We start from the raw sequence: 23,258 nt of genomic DNA, 5'->3' as shown, positions 1-23,258 counted from the left end.
AAATGTTTAATTTTATTTTCATTTTTGAATAAGAATTATACATAATTGGTTAATATAAGACAAAAAGTGCTGGGTATTAGATATTTAGAGGCTTAAGGAAAGCTTAAGTAAACTAAGGCGCTTAATTTTATTTTAATTTTTGCATTAAATTAAACATAAGTGTTTTCTATAGGCCAATGAAGTGTTGGCTTTATTATTAAGGATAAGAGAAGGAGCTGGGAAATAGATAACAAGTTATTATTTTAATGGATTAGTATTAGAGAATAACAAGCAGCTCACTATTTCAGGCAATTTAGTATTTAAATGCTTTTGTGGCTATAAAAATGTATTTTTTTAAATTAAAATTCGCTTGCAAAGGAATTATGGGACAACATTGATTAAGAAAATTTATTGATTTTTATTAACTCTATTAAAGGATAGAAAATGCCAAACGCGGAATGGCCTGCACAAGATTACGCAATCGGTTCTTATATACAGGCAACTGTTGCAGACGATTTACTACCAAACTTGCGTCTTTTACCCACAGATCATGTTTTAGATATTGGTTGCGGTAATGGTAATTATACACGAAAAATTCTTGATAAAGTCCCAGAGGGTTCAGTATTAGGAATTGATACATCGGAAAATATGCTTTCTTTAGCTCAAGAAGTCTGTCGCGATTACCCTAATTTTTCAGTGAAAAAAGATAATGTACTTAATATGACTTACATCAATCAATTTGATCAGGTTGTATCTTTTTGGTGCTTGCAATGGGCAACAGATATTAAAAAGGCATTTACCAATATTGCCTTAGCGCTTAAACCGGGTGGAGGGATTTTTACCATTTTTCCTGCTGGTAATGATCCTTTTATTATGGCTTATTATGCACTTAGAGAATCAGGGAGATTTCCAAGCCTTCAGAGTTTTAAGGCTCCTATGGACTATAAGGAATTGGATAATCTGGCTACAAAGCTAGCCACTATCCCTTGTAAAAAAATGAATGTAGACCTTATTCAAGAATCCATAATATTACCAAACTTAGATATTTTTAGAAAAATGGTAAATGGTATTGCGTTTTATCAAGGACAAGTGCCGGATTCTGAAATAAAATTGCTTAATGAAGCCATGGTTAACTGGTATGAGAACGAATGCCAAGAGAAGTGGCAAGGGATTTATAAATTTAAATTTTCGCTTTATTTGGTAACAGGTGAGAAATAGTTAACTATCTCCACTTGTATTAACATTTTTACTTTATTTTGATCATAAAATAATCTAGATGCTGTAAAATGTTACAGCAAAGAACTTCTTTAATTATTATTAGGTGCTATTTTAATAAAATATAATCCTCCTTGAAATAGAGTTTTAAATAAAGATGGCAACAGCGAAGAAAATCTTAGAAGAATTAAAAAAACAAAGTTATATACAACTACCATTTGATCTTACTCAAGAGCAAATAAAGCAGGCAATGACTGCATTTTTTCAATTTCTAGAAGAACCTAAGGAGATAAAACAGTTTATTAATTTCTCTATAGCACCTAATCATCGTCGCGGTGATGTTGGATTTAAGCATCGCCAGGCAGAGGATCATATTTACAATGACAATAAAGAATTTTTTCATTTCCACCCGGCCATTTTTGAGAACTTTCAAAGTTATTTGGCTAAGCATCAGACCGTAGCTAATTTTATAAACCAAGCTAAGTTAATTTGGGATATAGTTTATCGTTTTCTACTTAACATTTTTAAATTATTAGAGCCAGCCTATCCTGGTATAGTTGATAAAATTTTTGCAACGAGCAGGCCACATATCCTTTTAAGATTTTTAAAATATGATTGGCAGCAGTCGGGAAAATACCTAGCTAAACCTCATTATGATGCGGGCTCTTTTACGTTAGCCATTGCAGAAAGTTGTCCTGGTTTAAGAATTGGTAAAGATCCCCATCATTTAAAAATAGTAAAACACCAACCTGGTCATGCTATTTTTATGATTTCCTCAAATTATCGAAAAATAATTAACAATGATGATTTATTTCCAGCTTGGCATGATGTAATTCAGCTTGATGAGAGCTTAATTGGACAACCATTTGCACGTTGGGCATTGGTAGCCTTTATTGATAGGCATGGCGTTGAGGCATTACCAAGAACAGAGACGCATAAATGGTTTACAACTTAATGTTTATAAATTTAAGTGTTTTTGATTCTTGTACTAAATGCTTAAATAAGCGCCATATTTAGTGGATCTAAGACTTATTAACAGGCTAAGAGTAATAAAGTTTATTAATTCACTTGGCTAGCCATAAGCAAATACCTTTGTATAACAATATATATTTAATAATCTTATATTTAACTAAGGTTAAGAAACACCATTAAATATTTCAAATAAATCCTATATGATATAAATTGGCCTATTATACGAAGCAAAAATGACCTTTTTAAAAAAGTATTTTTACCTCTTAGCTAGTATTATGCTTACTGGTTATCTTCTAACCGTGTCAGCGAGCTTGGTTAATCCCTTTTTAGCAGCACTTATTTTATCTTTAGCATTAAAGCCTTTTGCCTCATTACTTGAGGAGTATAAAGTGCCGAGGTTGTTAAGTACCATCGTTTCAGTATTGCTGCTCATAGTTATTTTTATTGTACTTATTTTATTTTTTCAAGCGCAAGTACGTAGTATTGATTTTGAGTTGACCAATTTTAGTCAAAATATAACTAGTATTCCTACAAAAATACAAAACTGGATTACAAGTATTTTAGGTGTTAGTCAGGAGCAACAACAATCCATCCTTATGGAAGGATTTACAACAGTGATACAAAACAGTACTGTTTTAATTAACCGAACTATGTCTTTTACCGCCTCTGTTTTTACCGCATTTTTAATCTTTACCATTATGTTGTTTTTTTTGCTTTATTATCGAAAAAATTTTGTTTTATTTCTTTTTAAAATGACTTATCCCAAAAACCATGCGTCCTTAAAAAGGATTTTAAAGCGAGTTCAGTGTGTGGTAGAAAATTATATATTTGGTTTGTTTTTAGTTATCTTTATAGTAGGCCTATTAAATACTCTCGGCCTTTGGCTTCTAGGAATTGAGCACGCTGCTCTCTTTGGAGTAATGGCAGCTATTCTTACATTGATCCCTTATATCGGAATTTTTATTGGTTCTTTGCTTCCTGCAATTTTTGCTCTGCTAACAAAAGGCTCGCTCTGGTATGTATTAGGCGTTATCCTTATCTTTATATTTATACAATTTTTGGAGGGTAATTTTTTCACACCTAATATTGTAGGTAGGCAGGTAAGTGTTAATCCTTTTGCTGCTATTCTTAGTCTATTTGTAGGCGGGTTATTACTAGGGATTACAGGCATTATGTTTGCTCTTCCAGTACTTGCGATTACTAAAGTTATCTGTGATGAAATTAAACCCTTAAAGCCTATTGGTTATTTAATTGGAAATTTTAATTAGATAAACACTTTAAGAAAGGATAAATGGCTTAGACATGAAGAAATCTGATTTATTCACATCGCTTCCATATCCTATTATTCAGGCACCTATGGCAGGTAACATTGTATCTCCTGAATTAACAGCTATAGTTTCAAATGCCGGGATGTTAGGTTCAATTGCAAGTGGGTATCTTAATTTAGAAGATTGTGAAAAATTGATTTTAGCGGTAAAAGCCCTTACCACTGAACCTTACTTAGTCAATGTTTTTATTGAAGAGTCTCGATATAGTGAGCAAGTTCTACCAAAACCTAACTCTATTTTAGCTTTAGAGAAAAAGGCAGGTCTTAAGCCAGAAAAAACATTTGTCGTCCCAAAAACAATTAAGCTAGAAAATCTGGCTCAAATGTTTGTTAAACATGAAGTGCCTGCTGTTAGTACAACATTTGGTATTTTTGATGCTGGTATAATGAAGTACTTGAAAACGCATGGAATAAAATTACTGGTCAATTGCTGCAGCAGTATCGAAGCACAATATGCAGCGGAGCAGGGAGCCGATGCATTAATTTTACAAGGAACAGAGGCAGGCGGTCACCAAGGTAGCTTTTTAACTGACAAACCAAACGATATACCTACTCTGGAATTACTAAAGCAAATTAAAAATTTAAATCTTAATTTACCTTTAATTGCTGCAGGTGGGATTAATTTAGGTAATATTAAATATTATTGGGAAGAAGGCGCATCACTGGTGCAGTTAGGAACGCTCTTTATGCTTAGCAGTTTAAGTTTATTAAGCGAAGAATGTATCCAATATATTTTATCGCGCCAGCACCTAATTAAGACGAAGCTTACGGATACAATCACTGGTAAGTGGGTACGTAGTTTAGACAACCTCTTAGCAACTTCATTAGAGGCAGCGGATTACCCTTTTCCTGTTCAGCACTATGCAACTGCCTATTTAAGGGGTATGTCCAGAAAGAAAAACCAATTTGACTTTGCTGGTCTTTGGTTAGGAAAACATAACAATTATCAATCTGTGGTAACAGAAGAGCTTATACGGTTGTTAAAAACTGCTTATGAGGAGAGGAGTCTCGTTAAGAAGTATTGATAAGGATAGATAGGGGTTTGCCTATAGTAAAAAGGGCTCTAAGAGCCCTTTATTGTTAATAAGTATTGGTATTGGTAGTATTAGTATTGGTATTAGTACTATCTGCTTGCACTTCACAGGTGATTTTGGTGCAATCACGACAGTTCTTAGCAGCAAACTCAAAAGCCTTTTCAACTGACATTTTTTGTTGTGCCATTTTCTCATCAGCCATTTTATCTGCTTGAACATCACTAGAGCTAGCATTAGTTGTGCACATCCACACAGGTGCATGCAAGTCAGTAGGCTTTACTTGGTTATTATTAGCATTAGTGTTCATATTATTTGAACTAGCAAAAGCAACGCTTCCAGCCATTAAAATAGAAAATCCTAAGATTGTTTTATTCATGATGCTCTTCCTTATGTTGAAAGTTAAATATCCTATTTTGAACATCTAAATCTTACGAAGTTTAATTATAGCAGAATAATTACTCAGCTGTAATAAATACATCAAATTGCACCTTATTAGTGCTTAATATAGTATAAACTATTTTACCTGCCGTAGTGCTAAGGCAAGAAAGAGATAGCTCCAACCACTTATTAAGATTTCAATAGCAATAAGCAATCCAATAACCCAAAGACCACTGACAGGCCAGCTAATAAGGATAATAACGCCCATAATAACTGACGCAATACCGGCTAAGATAAGCCAAAACCATCCTTTTGCTTTTTTCAACATAAAAGCCATCATAAAGCGGATAAGACCAATAAAGATCAAGAGCCAGGCTAAAATAGCTGTTAAAATAGTTGACGCTAATATAGGGTCATAAATGATTAAAACACCTGCCAAAATATAAAGCAAAGCGATAAGAATGTGCCAAATTACGGCTTTCCAGCCTTTGCATTTAAATGCATCTACGAGTTGAACAATGCCGGCAATAAGAAGAATGGCACCAATAACTAATATGCTTGCTAAGGTTACAGCTACTAACATTCCTAGAGCCACAGTGCCAAGGATAATAAATAAAATACCTAAAGCCAGTAGCCAGCCCCAATGGCGTTTTAAGCCTGCTGGAATGATTAACTCATTATTAGTGTTATCCATAACGTTTACCAGTTGAAATGTCTTTATCAATAATAGATTATCACTAGTATAAATTGTAGCATTTCGAGCAAGTTATTTACTAAAGAGTCTTAAATTTTAGAGGTATTAGTATGGATCAAGAGCTTATTAACCAGTTGCGCAAAGATACTCCTGGATGTCAGCATGTGTTGCATTTTAATAATGCTGGCGCGGCATTAATGCCGGTACCGGTTATTAGCGCTTTGCAATCTCATCTTGAGTTAGAAGCAACAATCGGCGGTTATGAAGCAGCGGAGCAGGTTACAGACCAAATCGAGCTTTTCTATCATTTAGCTGCGAAACTTATTAATAGTCATACTGAAGAAATTGCTTTTATGGATAATGCTACGCATGCTTGGGCTATGGCTTTTCATAGTTTGCCTCTAAAAAAAGGGGATCGAGTTTTAACGGGTATGAGTGAGTATGCCAGTAATTATTTAGCACTACTACAGCGGGCTAAGAAATCGGGAATCATTATTGAAGTTATAAAAAATGATGAGTATGGTCAGAGCGACATAGATGATTTAAAGCGAAAAATAAATAAGGATGTTAAGCTAATCGCTATTACGCATGTACCAACTCAAGGCGGCTTAATTAATCCTGCTGTAGAAGTAGGAAAAGTAGCTCGCGAAAGGGATATTCCTTATTTGCTTGATGCTACTCAATCAGTAGGTCAATTGCCTACTGATGTAGAGGCTATTGGTTGCGATTTTCTCTGCGCAACAGGCCGTAAATATTTACGCGGCCCACGAGGCACGGGTTTCTTATATGTTCGTAGGAAAATGCTTAAGCAATGTGAACCCATTTTTATTGATTTACATTCAGCAACTTGGACGGCAAGTCATAATTATCAGTTAAGAGCGGACGCTCGCTGTTTTGAAACTTGGGAACAAAATATTGCTGCCAAAATTGGCCTAGCCAAAGCGATAGAATATGCGCTTAATTTAAGTATGCCTGTCATTTGGTCTAGGATTAAATATTTAGCAAATCTATTACGTCAGCAATTAGCCCTAATACCTGGCCTTAAATTGCAAGACTTAGGCGAAAATCAATGTGGATTAGTTACTTTTACACTCGAAGGTTTTTCTGCACAAGCCATTAAAAAACAACTCGCTCAATTAAATATAAATGTATCCATATCCTTACAAGAGTATGCGCGGTTAGATTTAGAAAGTAGGAATATTAAGGATTTAGTTAGAGCCTCCGTTCATTACTACAATACGAAAGAAGAGATCGACAATTTCTGTGGCACACTTAAAAAATTAGTGTTGTGTTTAAAGTAAAATAACAAAATTTTAAAGATTAATCATTATTGTTTTGATAAATTATCTAAAAGACGGCTACTAAAGTCATGGACGTACAATTATGAATTTATTTATTACTATCTTACTAATATTTCTATCGGGTTCGCTAATGGCTAAACAAACTATAGAGCTTTTTAATCATCGTGATCTTTCAGGTTGGCAACATATTGGCGAGGGGACATTTCATGTTAAAAATAAGCTCTTGGTAACTGAAGGCGGTATGGGGCTACTTTGGTACACTAAGCAGAAGTTTGGTCAGGTCAAATTAAAAGTGGTTTATAAAGTTGATTATCCAGAAGCTAATTCAGGTATTTTTATTCAAATTGCTAATAAGCCTAAAGATGTCTGGGATGCGGTTCATCAAGGTTATGAAGTACAAATTTGTGATGAAGGAAAAGAAGTTCATAATGAGTACTATCGTACAGGTGCAATCTATACGATGGCTAAACCTTTAAAGCTTGCATCTAAACCGCCAGGACAATGGAATACTTTCGAAATCATTATGAAAAAGAGTGCGGTAAAAATTTTCTTAAATGGAGAGCTCGTGAATGATTTTCATCCTACTCAACCTATGCCTGAGAAAAAACTACATTCAGATCCTAATCGAGGTATTCGGCCTGAAGTAGGCTACATTGGTCTGCAAAATCATGACCATACTGCTTTAAATAAGGATAGCCATGTTTATTTTAAAGAGATAAGCGTGACACCCCCTTGAATAAACAAATGAAAAGAAGTGGCTTAAGCTTAATTGATTTTATAACTCTTTAAGCAATTAAATCCTTTTCTGTCTTTATTTTTAGTACTATAAATTGCTTTACCTTCCATTAACTCACAGACTTGTTCAGTACTTAATGAATCTAGGCAAGTGGTTAATGATAAGCCCTTGCAAGCGCCAAAAATATGGTTTGGCGAATTAATAGCATAATAGTGATCGTTAGCCCACCTTGATTCGTCAGTTGTAAAGTAAGTAGTAAAATCTTGGATAGTTAAATCATCATTTAAATGAAAAATTTTCATCGCTGGATTATTATAGTGACGGCGACTTATAGAAGGTGTTGAGTAGGCATAAATATTTCTATCCTCGTTAAGCGTTATTTTTCGCAATTCATCATAATGACTGTGAGACGTTAATAATGAGATTTGTTGATAATTTTTATGATATTTATTAAGTAATGCAATGAATTGAGCGAGAGACTCGTCCTGCCAAACTTTTTTATTACGATAATCCATACCAGGTTCTTCGTGCATAGCAATTAATAATTGTTTAGCTTGATGATTTTTTAATTGGGCCGCTAACCATTTTAATTGCTGTTTGGCATCGGCATCTTGATTAAGATAAGGTGGAATCCAAAAAGGGAGCTTAGCAAATTGCGTCGCGTTTAAGACAATCAGAATGATGTCTTGGTTATTTGGAATAACATAGGTTGCGTAATATCCGCCACTCTCCATAGCTGTTTTATCTATAATTAATCCATCACAGTAGGCGCAGGCACCTTGCCAATCATAGGCATAGCTAAGCGGTGATTTACCTTGTTTTGCAAAAGGTTGATAGTTACCTTCAAGAGAATCATTGTTACCCGGAACATAGAAAATGGGTTTATGCGTGTTATCGGCTATAAATAAATCATGAAATATTTTAGCCTCATACTGAGCTTTCCTATCATTGCCTAGAAAAGGAAAAGGATGAGTAGGTAAATCACCTAGAAGAAGAATAAAATCAACTTTTTGCTGCAGTACTTTAAACTTTTCAAGAGCAGAAGACCATAAGACATCACCCGTATCATGCCCATTGCCAGTGGCATTATTTGCCCCATAATGAATATCTGAGAGCGCCAAAAAGTGGACAGCAGGCCAGGTCGCATTGGCTGCAATTATAATAAGAAGACTAATTAATGCTTTTAATAATTTGTTCAAGGAATAGAATGAAAAGATGATTTTTGTTCATTATAATAGATAATTACTAAGATTCAATGTCATAAGTAGGCGCACTTTAGATTTGTTTGTTAAAGCGCTTTCCCTTAAAATTATCGCTTTTCTTAAACTAAGGTTTTGTATGTCCGATTTTTATGAGGATTTTACTAAAAGAAGAACATTTGCCATTATCTCGCATCCTGATGCTGGTAAGACAACGGTTACAGAGAAATTATTGTTATTTGGTGGCGCAATTCAGTTAGCGGGTACAGTAAAAGGTCGCAAGGCAGATAGACACGCAACATCTGACTGGATGGAAATGGAAAAAGAACGTGGAATTTCCATAACAACGTCAGTTATGCAATTTGTGCACAATGAACATGTGATTAACCTTCTAGATACCCCCGGACATGAGGATTTTTCGGAAGACACTTATCGGACTTTAACGGCAGTGGATTCAGCGCTTATGGTTATTGACGTTGCTAAAGGCGTTGAAGAACGTACCGTTAAATTGATGGAAGTATGTCGGTTGCGTGATACACCGATTATGACGTTTATTAATAAACTAGACCGAGAAGGAAGAGAGCCTATTTCGCTACTTGATGAAGTAGAAGAGGTTTTGGGTATTCAATGTGCGCCTGTAACATGGCCTGTTGGCATGGGTAAACGTTTTAAGGGAATTTATCATCTCTATCAGGACAAAATTTATCTTTATCAGCCAGGAAAAAATGCGCAAAAACAAGAAGCACTACAAATTAATGGTCTAGATAATCCACAACTTGATCAATTACTCGGAGAAGTAGCACAAGAATTGCGCGATGAAATTGAATTGGTTAAAGGCGCCTCGCATGCCTTTAATTTAAACGATTACCTCGCTGGTAAATTAACACCTGTCTATTTTGGCTCAGCCATTAACAATTTTGGTATCAAAGAATTGCTAGATGACTTCACGCTTAATGCGCCGGGTCCAAGGCCACGTCAGGCAGTTGAGCGAGCTGTTAACCCTGATGAACCATCCTTCAGTGGTTTTGTTTTTAAAATACAAGCCAATATGGATCCTAAGCATCGTGATAGAATTGCTTTTTTACGTATTTGTTCAGGAACCTTTAGAAGAGGTATGAAATTAAATCACTTACGTTTAGGCAAAGACATTGTCATTGCTAATGCATTAACTTTTATGGCTGGTGATAGATCACATGCTGAAACTGCCATGGCAGGTGATATCATTGGCTTACATAACCATGGCACTATTCGTATTGGTGATACCTTTACGCAGGGGGAAGTATTAAAATTTACTGGTATTCCCAATTTTGCTCCTGAGTTGTTTCGCCTTGTGCGATTAAAAGATCCTTTAAAAAGTAAAGCGTTATTAAAGGGGTTAGTTGAATTATCAGAAGAGGGTGCAACCCAAATCTTTCGGCCATTAAATAGTAATCAATTGATTTTAGGCGCAGTTGGGGTGTTGCAATTTGATGTGGTTGCACATCGTCTTCGTCATGAATATAAAGTGGATTGCGTTTATGAATCAGTTAATGTGTCCTGCGCTCGCTGGGTTTATTCAGAGGACGATAAAGCTATGCAAGAGTTTCGTACCAAAGCATATGACTATTTAGCACTCGATGGTAGCGATGCTCTAATCTATTTAGCTCCGACTAAAGTTAACTTAACGATGGCTGAAGAACGTTACCCTAAAATTCATTTTTCATCAACAAGGGAACACTAAGACAAAAATAAGACCTCTTAACTATAACAAGAGGTCTTTTACTAAAGGCTTAATTTGTTTAACTTGTTTAGAGTAATTTTATTAATAAGCCAGCTGTGCGTCTGATTCTTGGTAAATAGAAGAAGCTAATGAATCACTTAAGTTCTCAGTATATTGATCCATTGATTTAAATAAGTGATAGCGGGTTAGTTTATTAGCAGTATTTGCTCCCGCTAACAGAGATATTATGGTACTTCCTAAAACTATACCTAAAGTAATCCCTTGGGCGGTACCTGCCATCGTAGTTAATGGCCCAAATATTAAGCCTCCTATAAAGATACCAAATGTTGCTCCTATGACTGCGCCTGCTAAAGCCCCGCCCAATGTACAGGCTGCCATAATAATTTCCTGGCTAGTGGTTGCTTTTATACAGTTTTGTTTGTACTGATTAGCTGTAGCTATAAAATGCCTTATGAATTGATTAGCTTCTTGAAAATCATTAATAGATAGCTTATTTAATGCAGACTTGGTTTTAACAAATTCTGACAGTAAATGACTGGTTTGCTCACTAATTTCTTTAATTTCTTTTGCTCTCTTATCTAAACGATCTTTAAGGTAAGCTTGGCAAAGTTGTTGATGAAGTAGAAGCTTAAGTTTAAATAAGTAGCCATTACTATAAGAATAATAGGGGCTACTTAAATTTAGCTGATGAATAGCTTGCAGTGTAGTAAAAAATAGTTGGTTTTCCTGTTTTAAATTTTGAAAAAACTCTCTAATTAACCTCTCGTTAAGTTGTGCATTTTGTTCAAGTAACGCCGTATAGCTATTCATTAAGGTAAGCTGGATGGTGTAATCTAGTTGACAGAAATGGCGTAAGAAAAGTAATTTGGCATGCTGTTGTCGATTTAAAAAATTTATTTGTAAAAAGTGCTTAATCTGATGACTTAATAAATCAAGATTAGCTAAATCAGTCTCAGAACTATTTAAGCCGATACGGCGTGCAAAATTTAGTATAATGAGAGGTTGGTTTTTATAGTGAGTTATCGTACTATCGATCTGCTGATTAATAAACTTAACCAACTCATTTTTATCAATCATAGAATAACGAGCTAGCGTTTCAAAGAAGTAAGTAGCAGCATTTGTTAAAGCATCTGAAATTTGATCATGATAGGCTGGAGGGCCACTATAGGAGGGATGATAACGAAATAAGTTATAAAAACTCTTAATATGAATTTTCTCATCAAATTTTCGCTGGCCGAATAAGCGAAAGTCACCTAGGGCGCCGCCAAAATCAATTTGTACAGCGCGGGTATTACCAATATTCGGTATTAAATAATAATTTTTATTATATTTAATGAGAGCTTCGCTATATCCATCAATATCGAGTTGTTCGGCTAATCTAAATTTATAGTACTTTGTATTGTTAATAGTTATTTCTTTAATTTCATCTAAAGAATAATTCTGCGGAAGCGATTTTTTTGCACAATAGCCACTATAATGCCCGTTCTCAAAAATAGGTATAAGATCTTCATCAATTGATTTTTTTATGGGAGTCGCGCCAATATTTTTATAGTGAGTGTCGGGATCATCAACAATAGCGCGCAGTGCTAAGCCAGGAATAAGCTCTTTATAACGGCCTGCTTCAGTCATGGTATCAATGCAGATATCATGCTCAAAATAACGAGGCCTTTGATGAGGTAGAGTGTGTAATTTATTGCCAACGACTTTATGTAAATCTTGATAAGCCGGTAATTGATAAGCGAGATAAGCATCTAAGAATAAATCTCGGTAGTCATGAAAGAGTTCAGAAGCAATATAAATTTCCTCGTTAGAGGGTAATGTGAGATAAGAAACATTAGCAATAACATTGGGATCCTCACCAATTTTTTCAGCAATAAAACGCATAAATTGGCTAGCAAAAACCTCGCAAATATTCCTATCTTGCTCCGGATCTTGCTTTAAGTAATACTTCCTAATGTCTGCTTGATTAATCATGTTGTAAGTTACCTAATTATCTTTTTAAGTATTTCTTCCATAAATATCCGACTTAATTACGATTTTGAGTCCTATTATAATCAAAATATGATAATGTTCTAGACATATTGATTTATTGAAACTAAATTTGGTTAGAAAAATCCTTTAATAAAAGCGTAATTAACCTTTGTCATCCATAGACTAATTAATATTTGCTGAGGTTAAAGTAAGTAGTTTTCCTTATATCATACTTTGCAGAAAGTATAAAAAGTTGTCTTTACTATTTAATTGACTCCAACAATCTTGTGTGTAGAATTAGCCCATTTCGAGTTTTAGATATATTTAAGGGGATCAGTATGCGCCTAGAAGAGCAAATTAAAAAATCAATTATTGTACTGATTGAAGCAGTTAAAGAAGGGAATCTACTTCTAGTAGATTCTCTACTTGACAATCTTTTGAAGCATGTTCCTATGAATGAGATTGTAGATCCCACTTATGCTGGAAATCCACTTCATTGGGCAGCTAATGAGGGTCAGTTAGATATCTTAAAGAAACTTATTGCTAAATGTCCTCAGGCTGTTAATTCAACCACTTCAAATGGCTCTACCCCCTTATTAAATGCCATAATTAATGATCATTATTCTGAAATGGTATATTTATTACAAAATAGCGCTAGTCCTACCTTAGCTAATAACAATTCTGAAAATGCATTTTCTGCTGCTTTTAAAAAAGCAAATAATCATCCCATTAAAGTATACATGCAGGAATATCGCGAATTATTAAATAAGAGCTTCAAGGAAGCTATACTAGAAAATAATTGGGAACAAGCAGAAGAATTTTTAAATAAAGGAGCAGATATTGAAACATCAATTAAAACGATTGATGGTAAAGCAATATATACGGCCTTATTTCATGCTTGCTGTATTGGTAATACAGAAGTGGTCAAAAATCTAATTGCACGCAAGGCCAATGTGAATGCAGTAGGGGCAAAAAATGGCTTCTCTGCGCTACATACTGCTGTTAATTTTGGGTATCTGGAAATTGTAAATCTGTTACTTGATGCTGGGGCCAACTGCTTTGCAAAAGATATAAACGGTAATACGCCATTAGATATAGCTAAAACCAGACAGATACCTCAGATTATTTCAAGTTTAGAAACTAAAACAATCAGGCCCATTTCCTCAAATACTCAATCTCAATTGCCAAGATTAAATGAAATGTCCTCCCGAAATGCCTCTTCCTTTTTTATGCCGACTGTCGTAAGTAAGCCCCCACTTACCTTAGAAGAGCGACTTAATAATCTCAAAGGAAACTATTCTTACTTTCAAGCCAACACCAAGACTCAAGCCACTGATCAAAATTTGAAAAAAATTACCTTAGAAGAATTAAGAGAAAAAGTTAGCGTGTTAACTACTTACCTCGAGCAGATGGAAGAATCAGGGCCTAAATGTATTGGTGCATTTAACTCGAAGTGCACCTTGCCTACTCAACAAGAAATGAAAGTTGATTTATTAGAGTTTAGGAACTACTTAACATCTATTAAAAAATTAATAGACTCATTACACAAATGCTTTAATCAGGACGATATCCAAGATATCATTGAAGCAGTCACTAAAAACTATAAAATTGAGAATACTTGTTCAAAAATAGTTAATGCCACGAGTAATATCCGTACTTCTTTAAACCAGAAAATATTACCTTCACAAGAATATTATAAAGATTATACCAAATTATTTGATGGCATGCGGCTGCTAGAAGATAAGGGAAGTCATTTGCAAAAACAGGTAAAGAAATTACACAATCATAAGCTGTTACTGACAGAACCTGCTAGCTCTTTGGAATATAATTGAAGGGTGGAAAACTAAACTTCCTTAATATAACGGTTCTGAACTACCACCTTTAGAATCATTATATTAAATGAATATTTATTAGTGCAAAATTTAGCTTCAAATTTGCTTATTCATTGAAATAGATTATAAGTTATCTTTATAAGGTAATTGCTATCCTAGTGCTATAATTAACTTAGTATGAATCTAACTGAACTAGGAGCAACTTTGAATAAAAAGCGGATTTGGTATCAAAGTTTTGTTGACCCCCAAGAGCAGAAAAATTATTTAACGCATCTTCAAACCTATTTAGATACTTATGCAGATAAAGATTTTAAATTTGAAGTGAATGGATTAACGCCGCCTGATAAAAATCTTCATCCTTTAACTGAGTTTCGCTGCGCGGCACAAACTATTCAAAACGCTATCAAAGCTCAAAAGGATGGTTTTGATGCATTTGTAATAGGTCATTTTCAAGAACCAGGCATCAATGAAATTAAAGCCATTCTTAACATGCCTGTCATTGGGCTAGGCGAAGCAAACATGCTTTATGCCTGTAGCATTGGACGTACAGTAGGGTTGGCCACGATAAACCCAATTTTTATTCCTTGGCACGAAAATCAAATTAATTACTATGGATTAGAGCGGCGAATTCTTTCTGTTCAAGCAGTTAATGCCCAAGTAGATGATTTTGAGCAAGCATTTAGTAATAAAGCGACTTATGAAAAACTACGTAATCATTTTTTAGAGCAAATTAAGCCTATGGTAGCAGAAGGCGTTGAAGTCATTATTTTAGCGGGAGGCTTACCCATGCTCTTACTTGCCCAACAAAAAAATTTAACAGTTGATGGCGCTGTTATTGTAAATGGCATAGCCGTCTGTGCAAAATTTGCTGAAATGGCCTTAAAGTTACAGGAATTAACAGGAAATTTCATTAGTCGCAGGTCAACTTACACCCAAGCAAGTTCACAAACTATTGATGAATTTTTAAAATTATTCCGATAGAAATAGCTCATTAAAATAATTGAGCTTCGCTTTTTTTATTCTCTTCTGGCAAAATCGGGACAAAAATTTGGATAGATAATTAAATTATGCAATCACAAGTTATTCTTATTACAGGCTGCTCAAGCGGAATTGGTTATGATGCAGCGCTTGCCTTAGCAAAACGTGGCCATCGAGTTATTGCTTCTTGTCGGAAGCCCGAAGATTTGCAGAAGTTATTAGCACAAGGCCTAGAGGCTGTTTTATTAGATGTCAATGATCCTTTGTCTATTAAACGAGCGTTTCAAGAAGTGTTAGATAAAACAGCGGGTCGTTTAGATGTTTTAATTAATAATGCTGGCTATGGTCAAGGTGGGGCGCTTGAAGATATTTCGCGGGAGGTACTGCAAGCGCAATTTGAAACCAATGTCTTTGGCTTGCTCGATGTAACACGCTTAGCCATACCCATTATGCGCAAGCAAGGTTATGGACGAATTATTAACGTAAGCTCTGTTTTGGGTATTGTTAGTATGCGTTTTCGTGGTGCTTATAATGCTTCAAAGTATGCAGTTGAAGGCTTAAGCGATACGTTACGGCTTGAGCTTGCGCCTTTCGGCATCAAAGTCATTACCGTAGAGCCTGGACCTATTGAAAGTAAATTTAGGGATAACGTTATTGATTTTTCATTAACTAAAATTGATCTTGAAAATAGTCATTTTAAAAATGAATATAACTATATGTTGAACTCTTATAAAAAACAAAAGGAACAATCGCCTTTTACCAAAGGAACAGACGCAGTTATTAAAAAATTAATTCACGCAATTGAATCATCAAATCCTAAAGCAAAATATTTAATAACTTTTCCCGCTTATTTGTTTGCTTTCTTAAAGCGGTTTCTAACCACTAAAATGCTTGATCGTGTGCTTGGTGCAATTTCTAGTAAGGAAGTAAAATCTCGCTAATCTAAATAGACTTCTTTTCGAAAGAAGTCTAATGAAAAGTTAGAAACTTGCTACTTCCTCCTAAAAATTTAAGAGGAGATAGCAAGCTTAAGAGCAAGTTTAAGATATTTGGCATTTAGTCTTAATAGAATGAGGCCCTTTATTCGTTAATTCGACTTGTGCTGCAGCTTCAGCAACTAAATCAAAAATATCACCATTACGGATAATGATATCTAATTCATCACCTGCTCTAATAACTTTGCCATTAACTTCGCCTGAGCGATTTAACCCTTTAACATGAATGATATTGCTTTCATCTTGGGTTTGTACTTTGCAAACTGCATGAACTTTAAAAATAGTAAAATTGGTTAAGACTTCTGGCGAGTTGGCTGGAAGTTCATAGTCTATACTTGCCTTTGGGCTTAAGCTGTGAGTCATTGCCATGGTTGAAGTGCTTATTAAAGCGCCAGCACATAAAATACTTAAAGCAATTTTTCGCATTGATATATCCTTAGTGTAAAAAAACGGCTACTAAGATAACCTTAATTTCTCCCTATAGCAATTGGGACATCAAGTAAATAATTTATATTTTTGCTTGACATTCATAAATCTGCTAGCGCTTTAACGATCGATTCTGTCATGGCTTTGGCATCACCAAATAGCATATAAGTGTTTTCCCTATAAAATAATTCGTTTTCAACGCCTGCATAACCTGCGGCAAGACTCCGCTTAACAAATAAAACAGTTTTAGCCCTTTCAACTTCTAAAATAGGCATACCATAAATAGGTGAGCTTGAATTAGTTTTTGCTGCTGGATTGGTAATGTCATTGGCGCCAATAACAAAAGCAACATCACAGGTAGCAAAGTCTGAATTGATTTCACTTTGTTCAAAAACGCGATCATAAGGGATATTAGCCTCAGCTAATAAAACATTCATATGGCCAGGCATGCGGCCTGCAACTGGATGAATAGCGAAACGTACGCGAATTGAGCGCTTTTCTAATGCGTCCATCAATTCTTTAACTGCATGCTGAGCGTGAGCAACAGCCATCCCATAACCAGGCACAATAATGACATCTTGGGCATTACTTAGTAAAAAGGCAGCATCTTCACCATTCGCTTGCCGAACAGATTGATTATCACGTTGAACGGCAGCAGTATTGTCATCATTGGCTCCGTGTAAACCACCAAAAATAACATTAATAATCGAGCGGTTCATACTAACGCACATGATATAGCTTAAGATGGCACCACTTGCGCCAACTAAGGCACCGGTAATGACTAAAAGGTTATTACTTAGGGTAAAACCAATACCAGCCGCTGCCCAACCAGAGTAAGAATTAAGCATGGAAATGACAACGGGCATGTCAGCACCGCCAATGGGTATAATTAATAAAATACCAATTAAAAAAGCCAAAAAGGTAAGGCTTGAAAAAATACTAAGCGATTGCTGAATAACAAAGGTCACCAAAAGCGCTAAAATAACAAGGCCAATGATTAAATTAATCCAGATATGTCCTTTAAAACGAATAGGTTGCCCTGACATAATTCCTTGCAGTTTTAAAAAGGCAATGACTGAACCTGAAAAAGTGATAGCGCCAATAATTAAACCTAAGCTCATCTCAATTAAACTTTTAACTTCAATATCACCAGGTAGGCCAATATTAAAAGAAGCAGGGGAGAGAAAAGCACAGAAAGCCACCAAAACTGCAGCTAAGCCCACTAGAGAGTGAAAAGCAGCAACGAGTTGTGGAATAGCCGTCATATTGATTTTAAGCGCAATAATGGTTCCTACAATACCACCAGCGACTATGAGGCTAATTAACAGTAGATGATGATTAATGGTTGGCATCATCAAGGTTGCAACAACAGCGATAATCATACCGAGTATACCGAGTAGGTTTCCACCTCTTGCTGTAACAGGACTTGCTAAGCCTTTAAGAGCTAAAATAAAAAAGACAGCGGCAATTAAATAGAGAAATGAAATTAATGAAGTCATGGCAGTATCCATTATTATTTTTTATACATTCTTAGCATCCGTTGTGTAACAACAAAGCCGCCAAAGATATTTATTGCTGTTATAAAAATCGCAAGTCCACCTAAAATTGTTATCGTGCCTAATAACTTATTACCAGCGGCAATCAATGCACCTAAAATAATGATACTTGAAATAGCATTGGTCACAGACATTAAGGGTGTATGTAAAGCAGGTGTTACTTTCCATATGACGTAATATCCAACAAAACAAGCCAATACAAAAATAGTTAAAATGGCAATATAGTCATTGGCGGTAACGGTATGATTTAACATGCTAGACCTCCTTGGTTGATTGAAATGGCATGTACTTACCTTCATGACAGAGCATCGCTTGTTGAATAATTTCATCTTCAACTTGGAAAACTAACGAAGTTGGCGCAACCGTAATTAAGCGAACTAAATTTAAAATATTGTTGGCATAAAGTTCACTGGCAGTCGCAGGTATTAAGCCTGCAAAATTACTGTACCCAATGATGGTAATATCATGATGTTTAATTATTTGATCTTTTTCGCTTAACTCACAATTGCCACCACGAGAAGTAGCTAAGTCGACAATGACGGAGCCCTCTTTCATTTCTTCAACAGTATCGCGTCTAATTAAAATAGGCGCAGGACGACCTGGAATAAGAGCAGTGGTAACGACAATATCAGCTAACTTGGCATATTTATGAATAAGCGCTGCTTGGCGCTCTTTATAGCTTTCACTCATCTCATTAGCATACCCACCCGCTGTTTCAAGATCAGCACCATCTTCTACTTCAATAAATTCAGCGCCTAAACTTTCTACTTGTTCTTTAGCCGCTCGGCGAACATCAAAGGCGTAAACAATAGCGCCTAAACGTTTAGCGGTAGCAATGGCTTGTAAACCAGCAACACCTGCGCCAAGAATCAAAATTTTAGCAGGCTTAATCATTCCTGCTGCAGTCATCATCATAGGAATCGCGCGATTAAAATGATGAATACCTTCTAATACGGCGCGATAACCCGCTAAATTAGCCTGTGAAGACAAGCTATCCATAGCTTGGGCACGGCTAATTCGCGGAATTAAGTTCATTGAAAAAAGACTTATTCTATTTTTGCAACACCATTTAATAAGCTCAATTTCGGGTTCATTATCGATAGGCGCAATAATGAGTGCTTTAGCTGGTAGGTTTGTTAGTAAAGCAGGATCGGGGGTGTTAACGAAAGCCAATACATTAGTGTTACTTAATAATTCTTGTCGATCATCGATGATAATCGTTTCTACTTCTTCATAAGCTCTATTATTAAAACCAGAAGCAAGGCCGGCATTTTTCTCGCAGTAAACTTTAAAACCTAATTTGATGTATTGTTTAACAATAGAAGGGGTAATGGCAACCCGAGAATCTGCTGGGCTTTCATTTAGAGCAGCAATAATCATAGCTAATCCTTTAACTAAATAATTTATCGTATTGTAAACTAATAAATTTTGCTACTTTTTATAGGCATTGGGAATAAATTTATTAAATTAGCTTAATTTATTTTTAGCATTAGAATTTTTGTTTAGTAAGGTAAAATCTTTAGTTTAGCCTGAGTCATTTAGTTGCGAAAACCTTAAAGTAGGTTTAAAAGATTTATAAAAGTTAGCTTCCTTGCCATGGCATTACTATAAAGTAATTAATTATTTCTAAATGAAGATACGATGTCTCTATTTAACTGTTTAAGGAGTATAGCTAACTTCAGAAACTGTTTCTGGCATGGGGCTACGTCGACCTTGAGTAGGCGAACCAAAAAAGGTAGGTGACGAGCTAATAGAGGGTATTTTAGCATAGCTATATCCTTCACCTTTATATGCTCTAATAGTTACGCCTTGGATCTGGTTTTTGCTAAATTCTCCTGCTACTCGCCCTAATAAGCTCTCCTTATCCTCGACAGAACCTCTAATTCCTGCCGTGTTATAGCCCATTAGTTCAACCTCCTTGATATTTCCATGTGATTTTACACACTCAGAGATTTGACTTGCATCACAATTAGCAATCTTAGGAGAATTACCGAGGGTAGGCCCTATAAAAACCAAGGTAGATTTACTCTCACCATCATTACTTGCCTTACCAGCTATAGCTAAAATATCCTTAATAGGTTGAAAATGATAAGTAGATAGACGAATGCATTGACCTGGGTATTTTTCTTTATAAGAATCAAGCGCTCTTTTATCAGCACCCTGTAAATTAGGCAGGGTAATGATTAAATAACGTTTATCTTTAACGTATTCTTCAATAGCTTTTTTTCTTTCTTCTTCTATTCTTTTCTTTTCATCTTCATTTTTATAACTGGCTGGCATCGCAAATATTAAAGTAACATCTGCGGCAAGAAAATGGTTTAACCCATGCTTATTAAGCATTAGACTCTTAATAGCATCATTACGAATATTTCTTATTTCCTCAGGGTATTGGTATGCAAAATCGAAAAATATACTTTTCTGATCTTCGGAAAATTCTGAACCTTGCAGTGGAAAATGTCGGTCCATATCTTTTTTATACTCTTCTAGCGTTTTCATCATAAACCTATAATGTTACAACTTTATTCCTAATATAGGGATCTAGGATTAAGGTAATATTAAATATAATAGTACAAAATGTAAAAATATTGCAAAGGTTGTTGTTATTTAAGTAAAGTTGTGTAGGTTATAACAAGTTTCTTAACATCTTATAACATGTATAAAGTAATTTATTGATTAATATATTAAACTAATCTAAATTAGCATGTCTGCAAGTCCAATAACTTAAATTATGGAAATACTCTGCTTTTTAGCTGGAGTGGCTTTGGTTTATATAAAATCAGGCTACCCTGTCTTATTCATTTTAATTGCCTTTTTTTTACAAGCGCCATGGCGCCTTACTTATTGGTTTTTTTTAGGAATTATTTGGAGTTTTATTCATTATTGGTGGGTAGCCGATAAAGGTATGCCAGATACAAAAATTATTGAGCAAGCAACCTTAGCAGGCAAGATTATTTCTATTCCAACCGTGACTGAATTTAAAACCCAATTTCAATTTCGCTTACAACAATTAAATCATAAACCTGTTAAAGCAACTATCTTATTAACTTGCTTTAATCATTGCCCAACGTTTAAAAATGGTCAAATATGGCAGTTGCAAGCTAAATTAAAACGTCCTGAAAATTTAGGCAATCCAGGCCATTTTCTTTTTCGTGAGCGTTTATCAGCAGATCATATTCATTGGATAGGCTATTTAAAAAAAGATCAGCAATTACTGCGAGAGGGCAGTTTAAGTAGCGTTCTTGTCTTTCGTGAGTATCTCGCAAGCAAATTAGCTATCCTTTTGCCTGAAAACGCATCTTTGGGAATTATAGAAGCGTTAACCTTAGGACTAACCAATCAGATTAGTAAAACACAGTGGGAGTTATTTCGCCACACCGGTACAACTCATTTAATGGTTATTTCAGGCGCACATATTTATTTAGTCGCTACTCTCTTTTATAACGTAATTTATTGGCTTTGGCGTCAAATTAGCTATTTATGTCTATATCGGCCTGCCATGCAAGCAGCGAGTTTAGGTGGTTTAGTGATGGCTTTTTGCTATGCACTGTTGTCAGGTTTTGCTATTCCTGCTCAAAGAGCAATCATTGCTTGTGCAGTGTTAATGCTACGCTATTTTGCTAAGCGTTATTATTCAAGCTGGCAAGCCTGGCGTTATGCCTTATTAGTTATTTTAATGATTGAACCTCATGCAGTATTGCTGCCGGGTTTTTACTTATCCTTTATGGCAGTAGCCATTTTAATTACTTCTAGCCAACGTATTGGCTATCGAGGATTTAAGAAAATAGTTGCCCTCCAAGTTGCTTGCTTAATTGGTTTGCTGCCCTTTACGCTTTTTTGGTTCTCTTATGGCGCTGTCAATGGGCTGTTAGCCAATTTAATTGCAATTCCTGTCGTTGGTTACCTTATCGTGCCTGTGTCCTTGTTAAGTTTAATACTAAGCCAGTGGATTGCAGAGTCTTGGGTTTTATGGCCGGCTGACTATTTAATTAGAGGATTATTGATTTTTTTACATTGGGTAGATCAATTAACCTTTCTTAATTTAAATTTTCCTGTGCTTGATTTTTCAATTTTACTTGCCTTAGTTACGGCTATTGCGATTTTCTTTTTTCTTCCTTTAAAAAAATTAATGATTGGGGCAGGAATATTATTAGGCGCAGGATTATTTCCTAAATACTCAGAAGTTAAATTTAATCAAGCTCGGCTTGATGTGTTAGATGTAGGGCAGGGATTGGCCATTGTGATTAGTACGGCTAAGCATGTGCTTTTATATGATACAGGTATGAAATTTTATCAAGGAGGCGATATGGCACAAATGGCTATTATTCCTTATCTTAATACTCTCGGTATTAAAAAAATCGATAAGATTGTTATTAGTCATTCTGACTTAGATCATCGTGGCGGCCTGCCTACCTTGGAAGAAAAATACGGTCAAGTCGATTTACTTGTCGATAATCCTAAATTTTATCATCGAGGCGATAATTGTCATCATTACCCAGCTTGGCAGTGGGATGGTATAGATTTTCGTTTTCTACCTATTCAATTGTCTTCGCGAAGTAAAAATAATTCTTCTTGTGTATTAAAAATAACTACACCTAGTGGTAGTGCCTTATTAACTGGCGATATTGAAAAGGAAGCTGAAAATTATTTGATGACCCATTTTACTCAACAACTCGCTTCTGATGTTTTGATTGTGGCGCATCATGGTAGTAAGACATCATCAACACAAAATTTTATTAAACTTGTAGCGCCAAAGTTTGCTCTTATTTCTGCAGGTTTTGATAATCGCTTTCATTTTCCACATCAACAAACACTTACCACGTTATCGCGCTACAATAGCAACATTTTAAGTACTATCGATTGTGGTATGATAACTATCGACTTTAATCCACAAAAACAACAGATAATACCTAAATGTTATAAACAAGATGTTCGTGCCAATTAATCA

20 protein-coding genes are annotated in these 23,258 nt (G+C 35.2%); 11 read left to right on the top strand and 9 right to left on the bottom strand.

The genetic code is table 11. The features are described from left to right. The first annotated feature begins 423 nt into the window (after nucleotides 1-423). The 4 genes from ACQUW5_RS06360 (at nucleotide 424) to ACQUW5_RS06345 (ending at nucleotide 4,518) form a co-directional block, all read left to right on the top strand. The gene (locus tag ACQUW5_RS06360) at nucleotides 424-1,197 is read left to right on the top strand and encodes a class I SAM-dependent methyltransferase (RefSeq protein ID WP_444990383.1); all 774 of its coding nucleotides are present in this window, start codon (nucleotides 424-426) and stop codon (nucleotides 1,195-1,197) included. A gap of 154 nt (nucleotides 1,198-1,351) precedes the next feature. After that, nucleotides 1,352-2,149: a hypothetical protein gene (locus ACQUW5_RS06355; protein WP_444990382.1), complete on the top strand. Its 798-nt coding sequence runs from the start codon at nucleotides 1,352-1,354 to the stop codon at nucleotides 2,147-2,149. Between the two features lie 250 nt (nucleotides 2,150-2,399). Beyond that, nucleotides 2,400-3,434, top strand: coding sequence for an AI-2E family transporter (locus ACQUW5_RS06350; protein WP_444990381.1), 1,035 nt, complete (start codon nucleotides 2,400-2,402; stop codon nucleotides 3,432-3,434). Between the two features lie 34 nt (nucleotides 3,435-3,468). Continuing rightward, nucleotides 3,469-4,518, top strand: a complete 1,050-nt coding sequence (locus tag ACQUW5_RS06345) for a nitronate monooxygenase (RefSeq protein WP_444990380.1) — start codon at nucleotides 3,469-3,471, stop codon at nucleotides 4,516-4,518. Between the two features lie 55 nt (nucleotides 4,519-4,573). Here ACQUW5_RS06345 and ACQUW5_RS06340 read toward each other — a convergent pair whose 3' ends face one another. Both ACQUW5_RS06340 and ACQUW5_RS06335 read right to left on the bottom strand, forming a co-directional pair. Continuing rightward, nucleotides 4,574-4,903: a hypothetical protein gene (locus tag ACQUW5_RS06340; protein WP_444990379.1), complete on the bottom strand. Its 330-nt coding sequence runs from the start codon at nucleotides 4,901-4,903 to the stop codon at nucleotides 4,574-4,576. 138 nt (nucleotides 4,904-5,041) lie between these two features. Continuing rightward, on the bottom strand, nucleotides 5,042-5,599 hold the full coding sequence (locus tag ACQUW5_RS06335) for an HdeD family acid-resistance protein (protein WP_444990378.1): 558 nt from the start codon (nucleotides 5,597-5,599) through the stop codon (nucleotides 5,042-5,044). A 110-nt stretch (nucleotides 5,600-5,709) separates the two neighbouring features. Between ACQUW5_RS06335 and ACQUW5_RS06330 the strand changes: the two genes are divergently transcribed. Both ACQUW5_RS06330 and ACQUW5_RS06325 read left to right on the top strand, forming a co-directional pair. Further along, a complete protein-coding gene (locus ACQUW5_RS06330) occupies nucleotides 5,710-6,900 on the top strand; it encodes an aminotransferase class V-fold PLP-dependent enzyme (RefSeq protein WP_444990377.1) in 1,191 nt (396 codons plus the stop codon). Nucleotides 6,901-7,030: 130 nt separating this feature from the next. Beyond that, the gene (locus tag ACQUW5_RS06325) at nucleotides 7,031-7,636 is read left to right on the top strand and encodes a 3-keto-disaccharide hydrolase (RefSeq protein WP_444990376.1); all 606 of its coding nucleotides are present in this window, start codon (nucleotides 7,031-7,033) and stop codon (nucleotides 7,634-7,636) included. A 29-nt stretch (nucleotides 7,637-7,665) separates the two neighbouring features. On the opposite strand, the gene ACQUW5_RS06320 is transcribed toward ACQUW5_RS06325, so the two are convergent. Beyond that, nucleotides 7,666-8,835, bottom strand: a complete 1,170-nt coding sequence (locus tag ACQUW5_RS06320; RefSeq protein ID WP_444990375.1) for a metallophosphoesterase family protein — start codon at nucleotides 8,833-8,835, stop codon at nucleotides 7,666-7,668. A 139-nt stretch (nucleotides 8,836-8,974) separates the two neighbouring features. Here ACQUW5_RS06320 and ACQUW5_RS06315 point away from each other — a divergent pair, with 139 nt between their 5' ends. Further along, on the top strand, nucleotides 8,975-10,555 hold the full coding sequence (locus ACQUW5_RS06315) for a peptide chain release factor 3 (RefSeq protein WP_444990374.1): 1,581 nt from the start codon (nucleotides 8,975-8,977) through the stop codon (nucleotides 10,553-10,555). Nucleotides 10,556-10,636: 81 nt separating this feature from the next. Here ACQUW5_RS06315 and ACQUW5_RS06310 read toward each other — a convergent pair whose 3' ends face one another. Next, on the bottom strand, nucleotides 10,637-12,529 hold the full coding sequence (locus ACQUW5_RS06310) for a hypothetical protein (protein ID WP_444990373.1): 1,893 nt from the start codon (nucleotides 12,527-12,529) through the stop codon (nucleotides 10,637-10,639). Nucleotides 12,530-12,864: 335 nt separating this feature from the next. Here ACQUW5_RS06310 and ACQUW5_RS06305 point away from each other — a divergent pair, with 335 nt between their 5' ends. The 3 genes from ACQUW5_RS06305 to ACQUW5_RS06295 all read left to right on the top strand — a co-directional run bounded on the left by ACQUW5_RS06305 (nucleotide 12,865) and on the right by ACQUW5_RS06295 (nucleotide 16,277). Beyond that, nucleotides 12,865-14,358 (top strand): ankyrin repeat domain-containing protein, encoded by a 1,494-nt coding sequence (locus tag ACQUW5_RS06305; RefSeq protein WP_444990372.1) that lies wholly within the window; start codon nucleotides 12,865-12,867, stop codon nucleotides 14,356-14,358. Between the two features lie 204 nt (nucleotides 14,359-14,562). Continuing rightward, on the top strand, nucleotides 14,563-15,339 hold the full coding sequence (locus tag ACQUW5_RS06300; protein ID WP_444990371.1) for an aspartate/glutamate racemase family protein: 777 nt from the start codon (nucleotides 14,563-14,565) through the stop codon (nucleotides 15,337-15,339). 86 nt (nucleotides 15,340-15,425) lie between these two features. After that, nucleotides 15,426-16,277, top strand: a complete 852-nt coding sequence (locus tag ACQUW5_RS06295) for an SDR family NAD(P)-dependent oxidoreductase (protein ID WP_444990369.1) — start codon at nucleotides 15,426-15,428, stop codon at nucleotides 16,275-16,277. A gap of 99 nt (nucleotides 16,278-16,376) precedes the next feature. Here the strand turns inward: ACQUW5_RS06295 and ACQUW5_RS06290 are convergent, their stop codons facing one another. The 5 genes from ACQUW5_RS06290 to ACQUW5_RS06270 form a co-directional block, all read right to left on the bottom strand. Continuing rightward, nucleotides 16,377-16,757 (bottom strand): hypothetical protein, encoded by a 381-nt coding sequence (locus tag ACQUW5_RS06290; RefSeq protein WP_444990368.1) that lies wholly within the window; start codon nucleotides 16,755-16,757, stop codon nucleotides 16,377-16,379. Between the two features lie 101 nt (nucleotides 16,758-16,858). After that, the gene (locus tag ACQUW5_RS06285) at nucleotides 16,859-18,256 is read right to left on the bottom strand and encodes an NAD(P)(+) transhydrogenase (Re/Si-specific) subunit beta (RefSeq protein ID WP_444990367.1); all 1,398 of its coding nucleotides are present in this window, start codon (nucleotides 18,254-18,256) and stop codon (nucleotides 16,859-16,861) included. Between the two features lie 14 nt (nucleotides 18,257-18,270). Continuing rightward, complete coding sequence (locus tag ACQUW5_RS06280) at nucleotides 18,271-18,567, bottom strand: proton-translocating transhydrogenase family protein (RefSeq protein WP_444990366.1); 297 nt, start codon at nucleotides 18,565-18,567, stop codon at nucleotides 18,271-18,273. A gap of 1 nt (nucleotide 18,568) precedes the next feature. Beyond that, entirely contained in the window at nucleotides 18,569-19,693 is a 1,125-nt protein-coding gene (locus ACQUW5_RS06275; protein WP_444990365.1) for a Re/Si-specific NAD(P)(+) transhydrogenase subunit alpha, read from the bottom strand. 279 nt (nucleotides 19,694-19,972) lie between these two features. Further along, the gene (locus ACQUW5_RS06270) at nucleotides 19,973-20,812 is read right to left on the bottom strand and encodes a hypothetical protein (RefSeq protein WP_444990364.1); all 840 of its coding nucleotides are present in this window, start codon (nucleotides 20,810-20,812) and stop codon (nucleotides 19,973-19,975) included. Between the two features lie 262 nt (nucleotides 20,813-21,074). Here ACQUW5_RS06270 and ACQUW5_RS06265 point away from each other — a divergent pair, with 262 nt between their 5' ends. Further along, nucleotides 21,075-23,255, top strand: a complete 2,181-nt coding sequence (locus ACQUW5_RS06265) for a DNA internalization-related competence protein ComEC/Rec2 (protein ID WP_444990363.1) — start codon at nucleotides 21,075-21,077, stop codon at nucleotides 23,253-23,255. Nucleotides 23,256-23,258: the final 3 nt, after the last annotated feature.

It is taken from the genome of Legionella pelazae (assembly GCF_052527395.1).
This window is presented reverse-complemented; position numbering and strand designations above follow the sequence as displayed.

What these genes read in the sequence shown, in the direction of transcription:
- ACQUW5_RS06280 (WP_444990366.1), bottom strand. Translation starts at nt 18,567, where the DNA reads ATGTTAAATCATACCGTTACCGCCAATGACTATATTGCCATTTTAACT.
- ACQUW5_RS06355 (WP_444990382.1), top strand. Translation starts at nt 1,352, where the DNA reads ATGGCAACAGCGAAGAAAATCTTAGAAGAATTAAAAAAACAAAGTTAT.
- ACQUW5_RS06340 (WP_444990379.1), bottom strand. Translation starts at nt 4,903, where the DNA reads ATGAATAAAACAATCTTAGGATTTTCTATTTTAATGGCTGGAAGCGTT.
- ACQUW5_RS06345 (WP_444990380.1), top strand. Translation starts at nt 3,469, where the DNA reads ATGAAGAAATCTGATTTATTCACATCGCTTCCATATCCTATTATTCAG.
- ACQUW5_RS06275 (WP_444990365.1), bottom strand. Translation starts at nt 19,693, where the DNA reads ATGATTATTGCTGCTCTAAATGAAAGCCCAGCAGATTCTCGGGTTGCC.
- ACQUW5_RS06325 (WP_444990376.1), top strand. Translation starts at nt 7,031, where the DNA reads ATGGCTAAACAAACTATAGAGCTTTTTAATCATCGTGATCTTTCAGGT.
- ACQUW5_RS06285 (WP_444990367.1), bottom strand. Translation starts at nt 18,256, where the DNA reads ATGACTTCATTAATTTCATTTCTCTATTTAATTGCCGCTGTCTTTTTT.
- ACQUW5_RS06350 (WP_444990381.1), top strand. Translation starts at nt 2,400, where the DNA reads ATGACCTTTTTAAAAAAGTATTTTTACCTCTTAGCTAGTATTATGCTT.
- ACQUW5_RS06360 (WP_444990383.1), top strand. Translation starts at nt 424, where the DNA reads ATGCCAAACGCGGAATGGCCTGCACAAGATTACGCAATCGGTTCTTAT.
- ACQUW5_RS06290 (WP_444990368.1), bottom strand. Translation starts at nt 16,757, where the DNA reads ATGCGAAAAATTGCTTTAAGTATTTTATGTGCTGGCGCTTTAATAAGC.
- ACQUW5_RS06335 (WP_444990378.1), bottom strand. Translation starts at nt 5,599, where the DNA reads ATGGATAACACTAATAATGAGTTAATCATTCCAGCAGGCTTAAAACGC.
- ACQUW5_RS06315 (WP_444990374.1), top strand. Translation starts at nt 8,975, where the DNA reads ATGTCCGATTTTTATGAGGATTTTACTAAAAGAAGAACATTTGCCATT.
- ACQUW5_RS06305 (WP_444990372.1), top strand. Translation starts at nt 12,865, where the DNA reads ATGCGCCTAGAAGAGCAAATTAAAAAATCAATTATTGTACTGATTGAA.
- ACQUW5_RS06310 (WP_444990373.1), bottom strand. Translation starts at nt 12,529, where the DNA reads ATGATTAATCAAGCAGACATTAGGAAGTATTACTTAAAGCAAGATCCG.
- ACQUW5_RS06270 (WP_444990364.1), bottom strand. Translation starts at nt 20,812, where the DNA reads ATGATGAAAACGCTAGAAGAGTATAAAAAAGATATGGACCGACATTTT.
- ACQUW5_RS06330 (WP_444990377.1), top strand. Translation starts at nt 5,710, where the DNA reads ATGGATCAAGAGCTTATTAACCAGTTGCGCAAAGATACTCCTGGATGT.
- ACQUW5_RS06295 (WP_444990369.1), top strand. Translation starts at nt 15,426, where the DNA reads ATGCAATCACAAGTTATTCTTATTACAGGCTGCTCAAGCGGAATTGGT.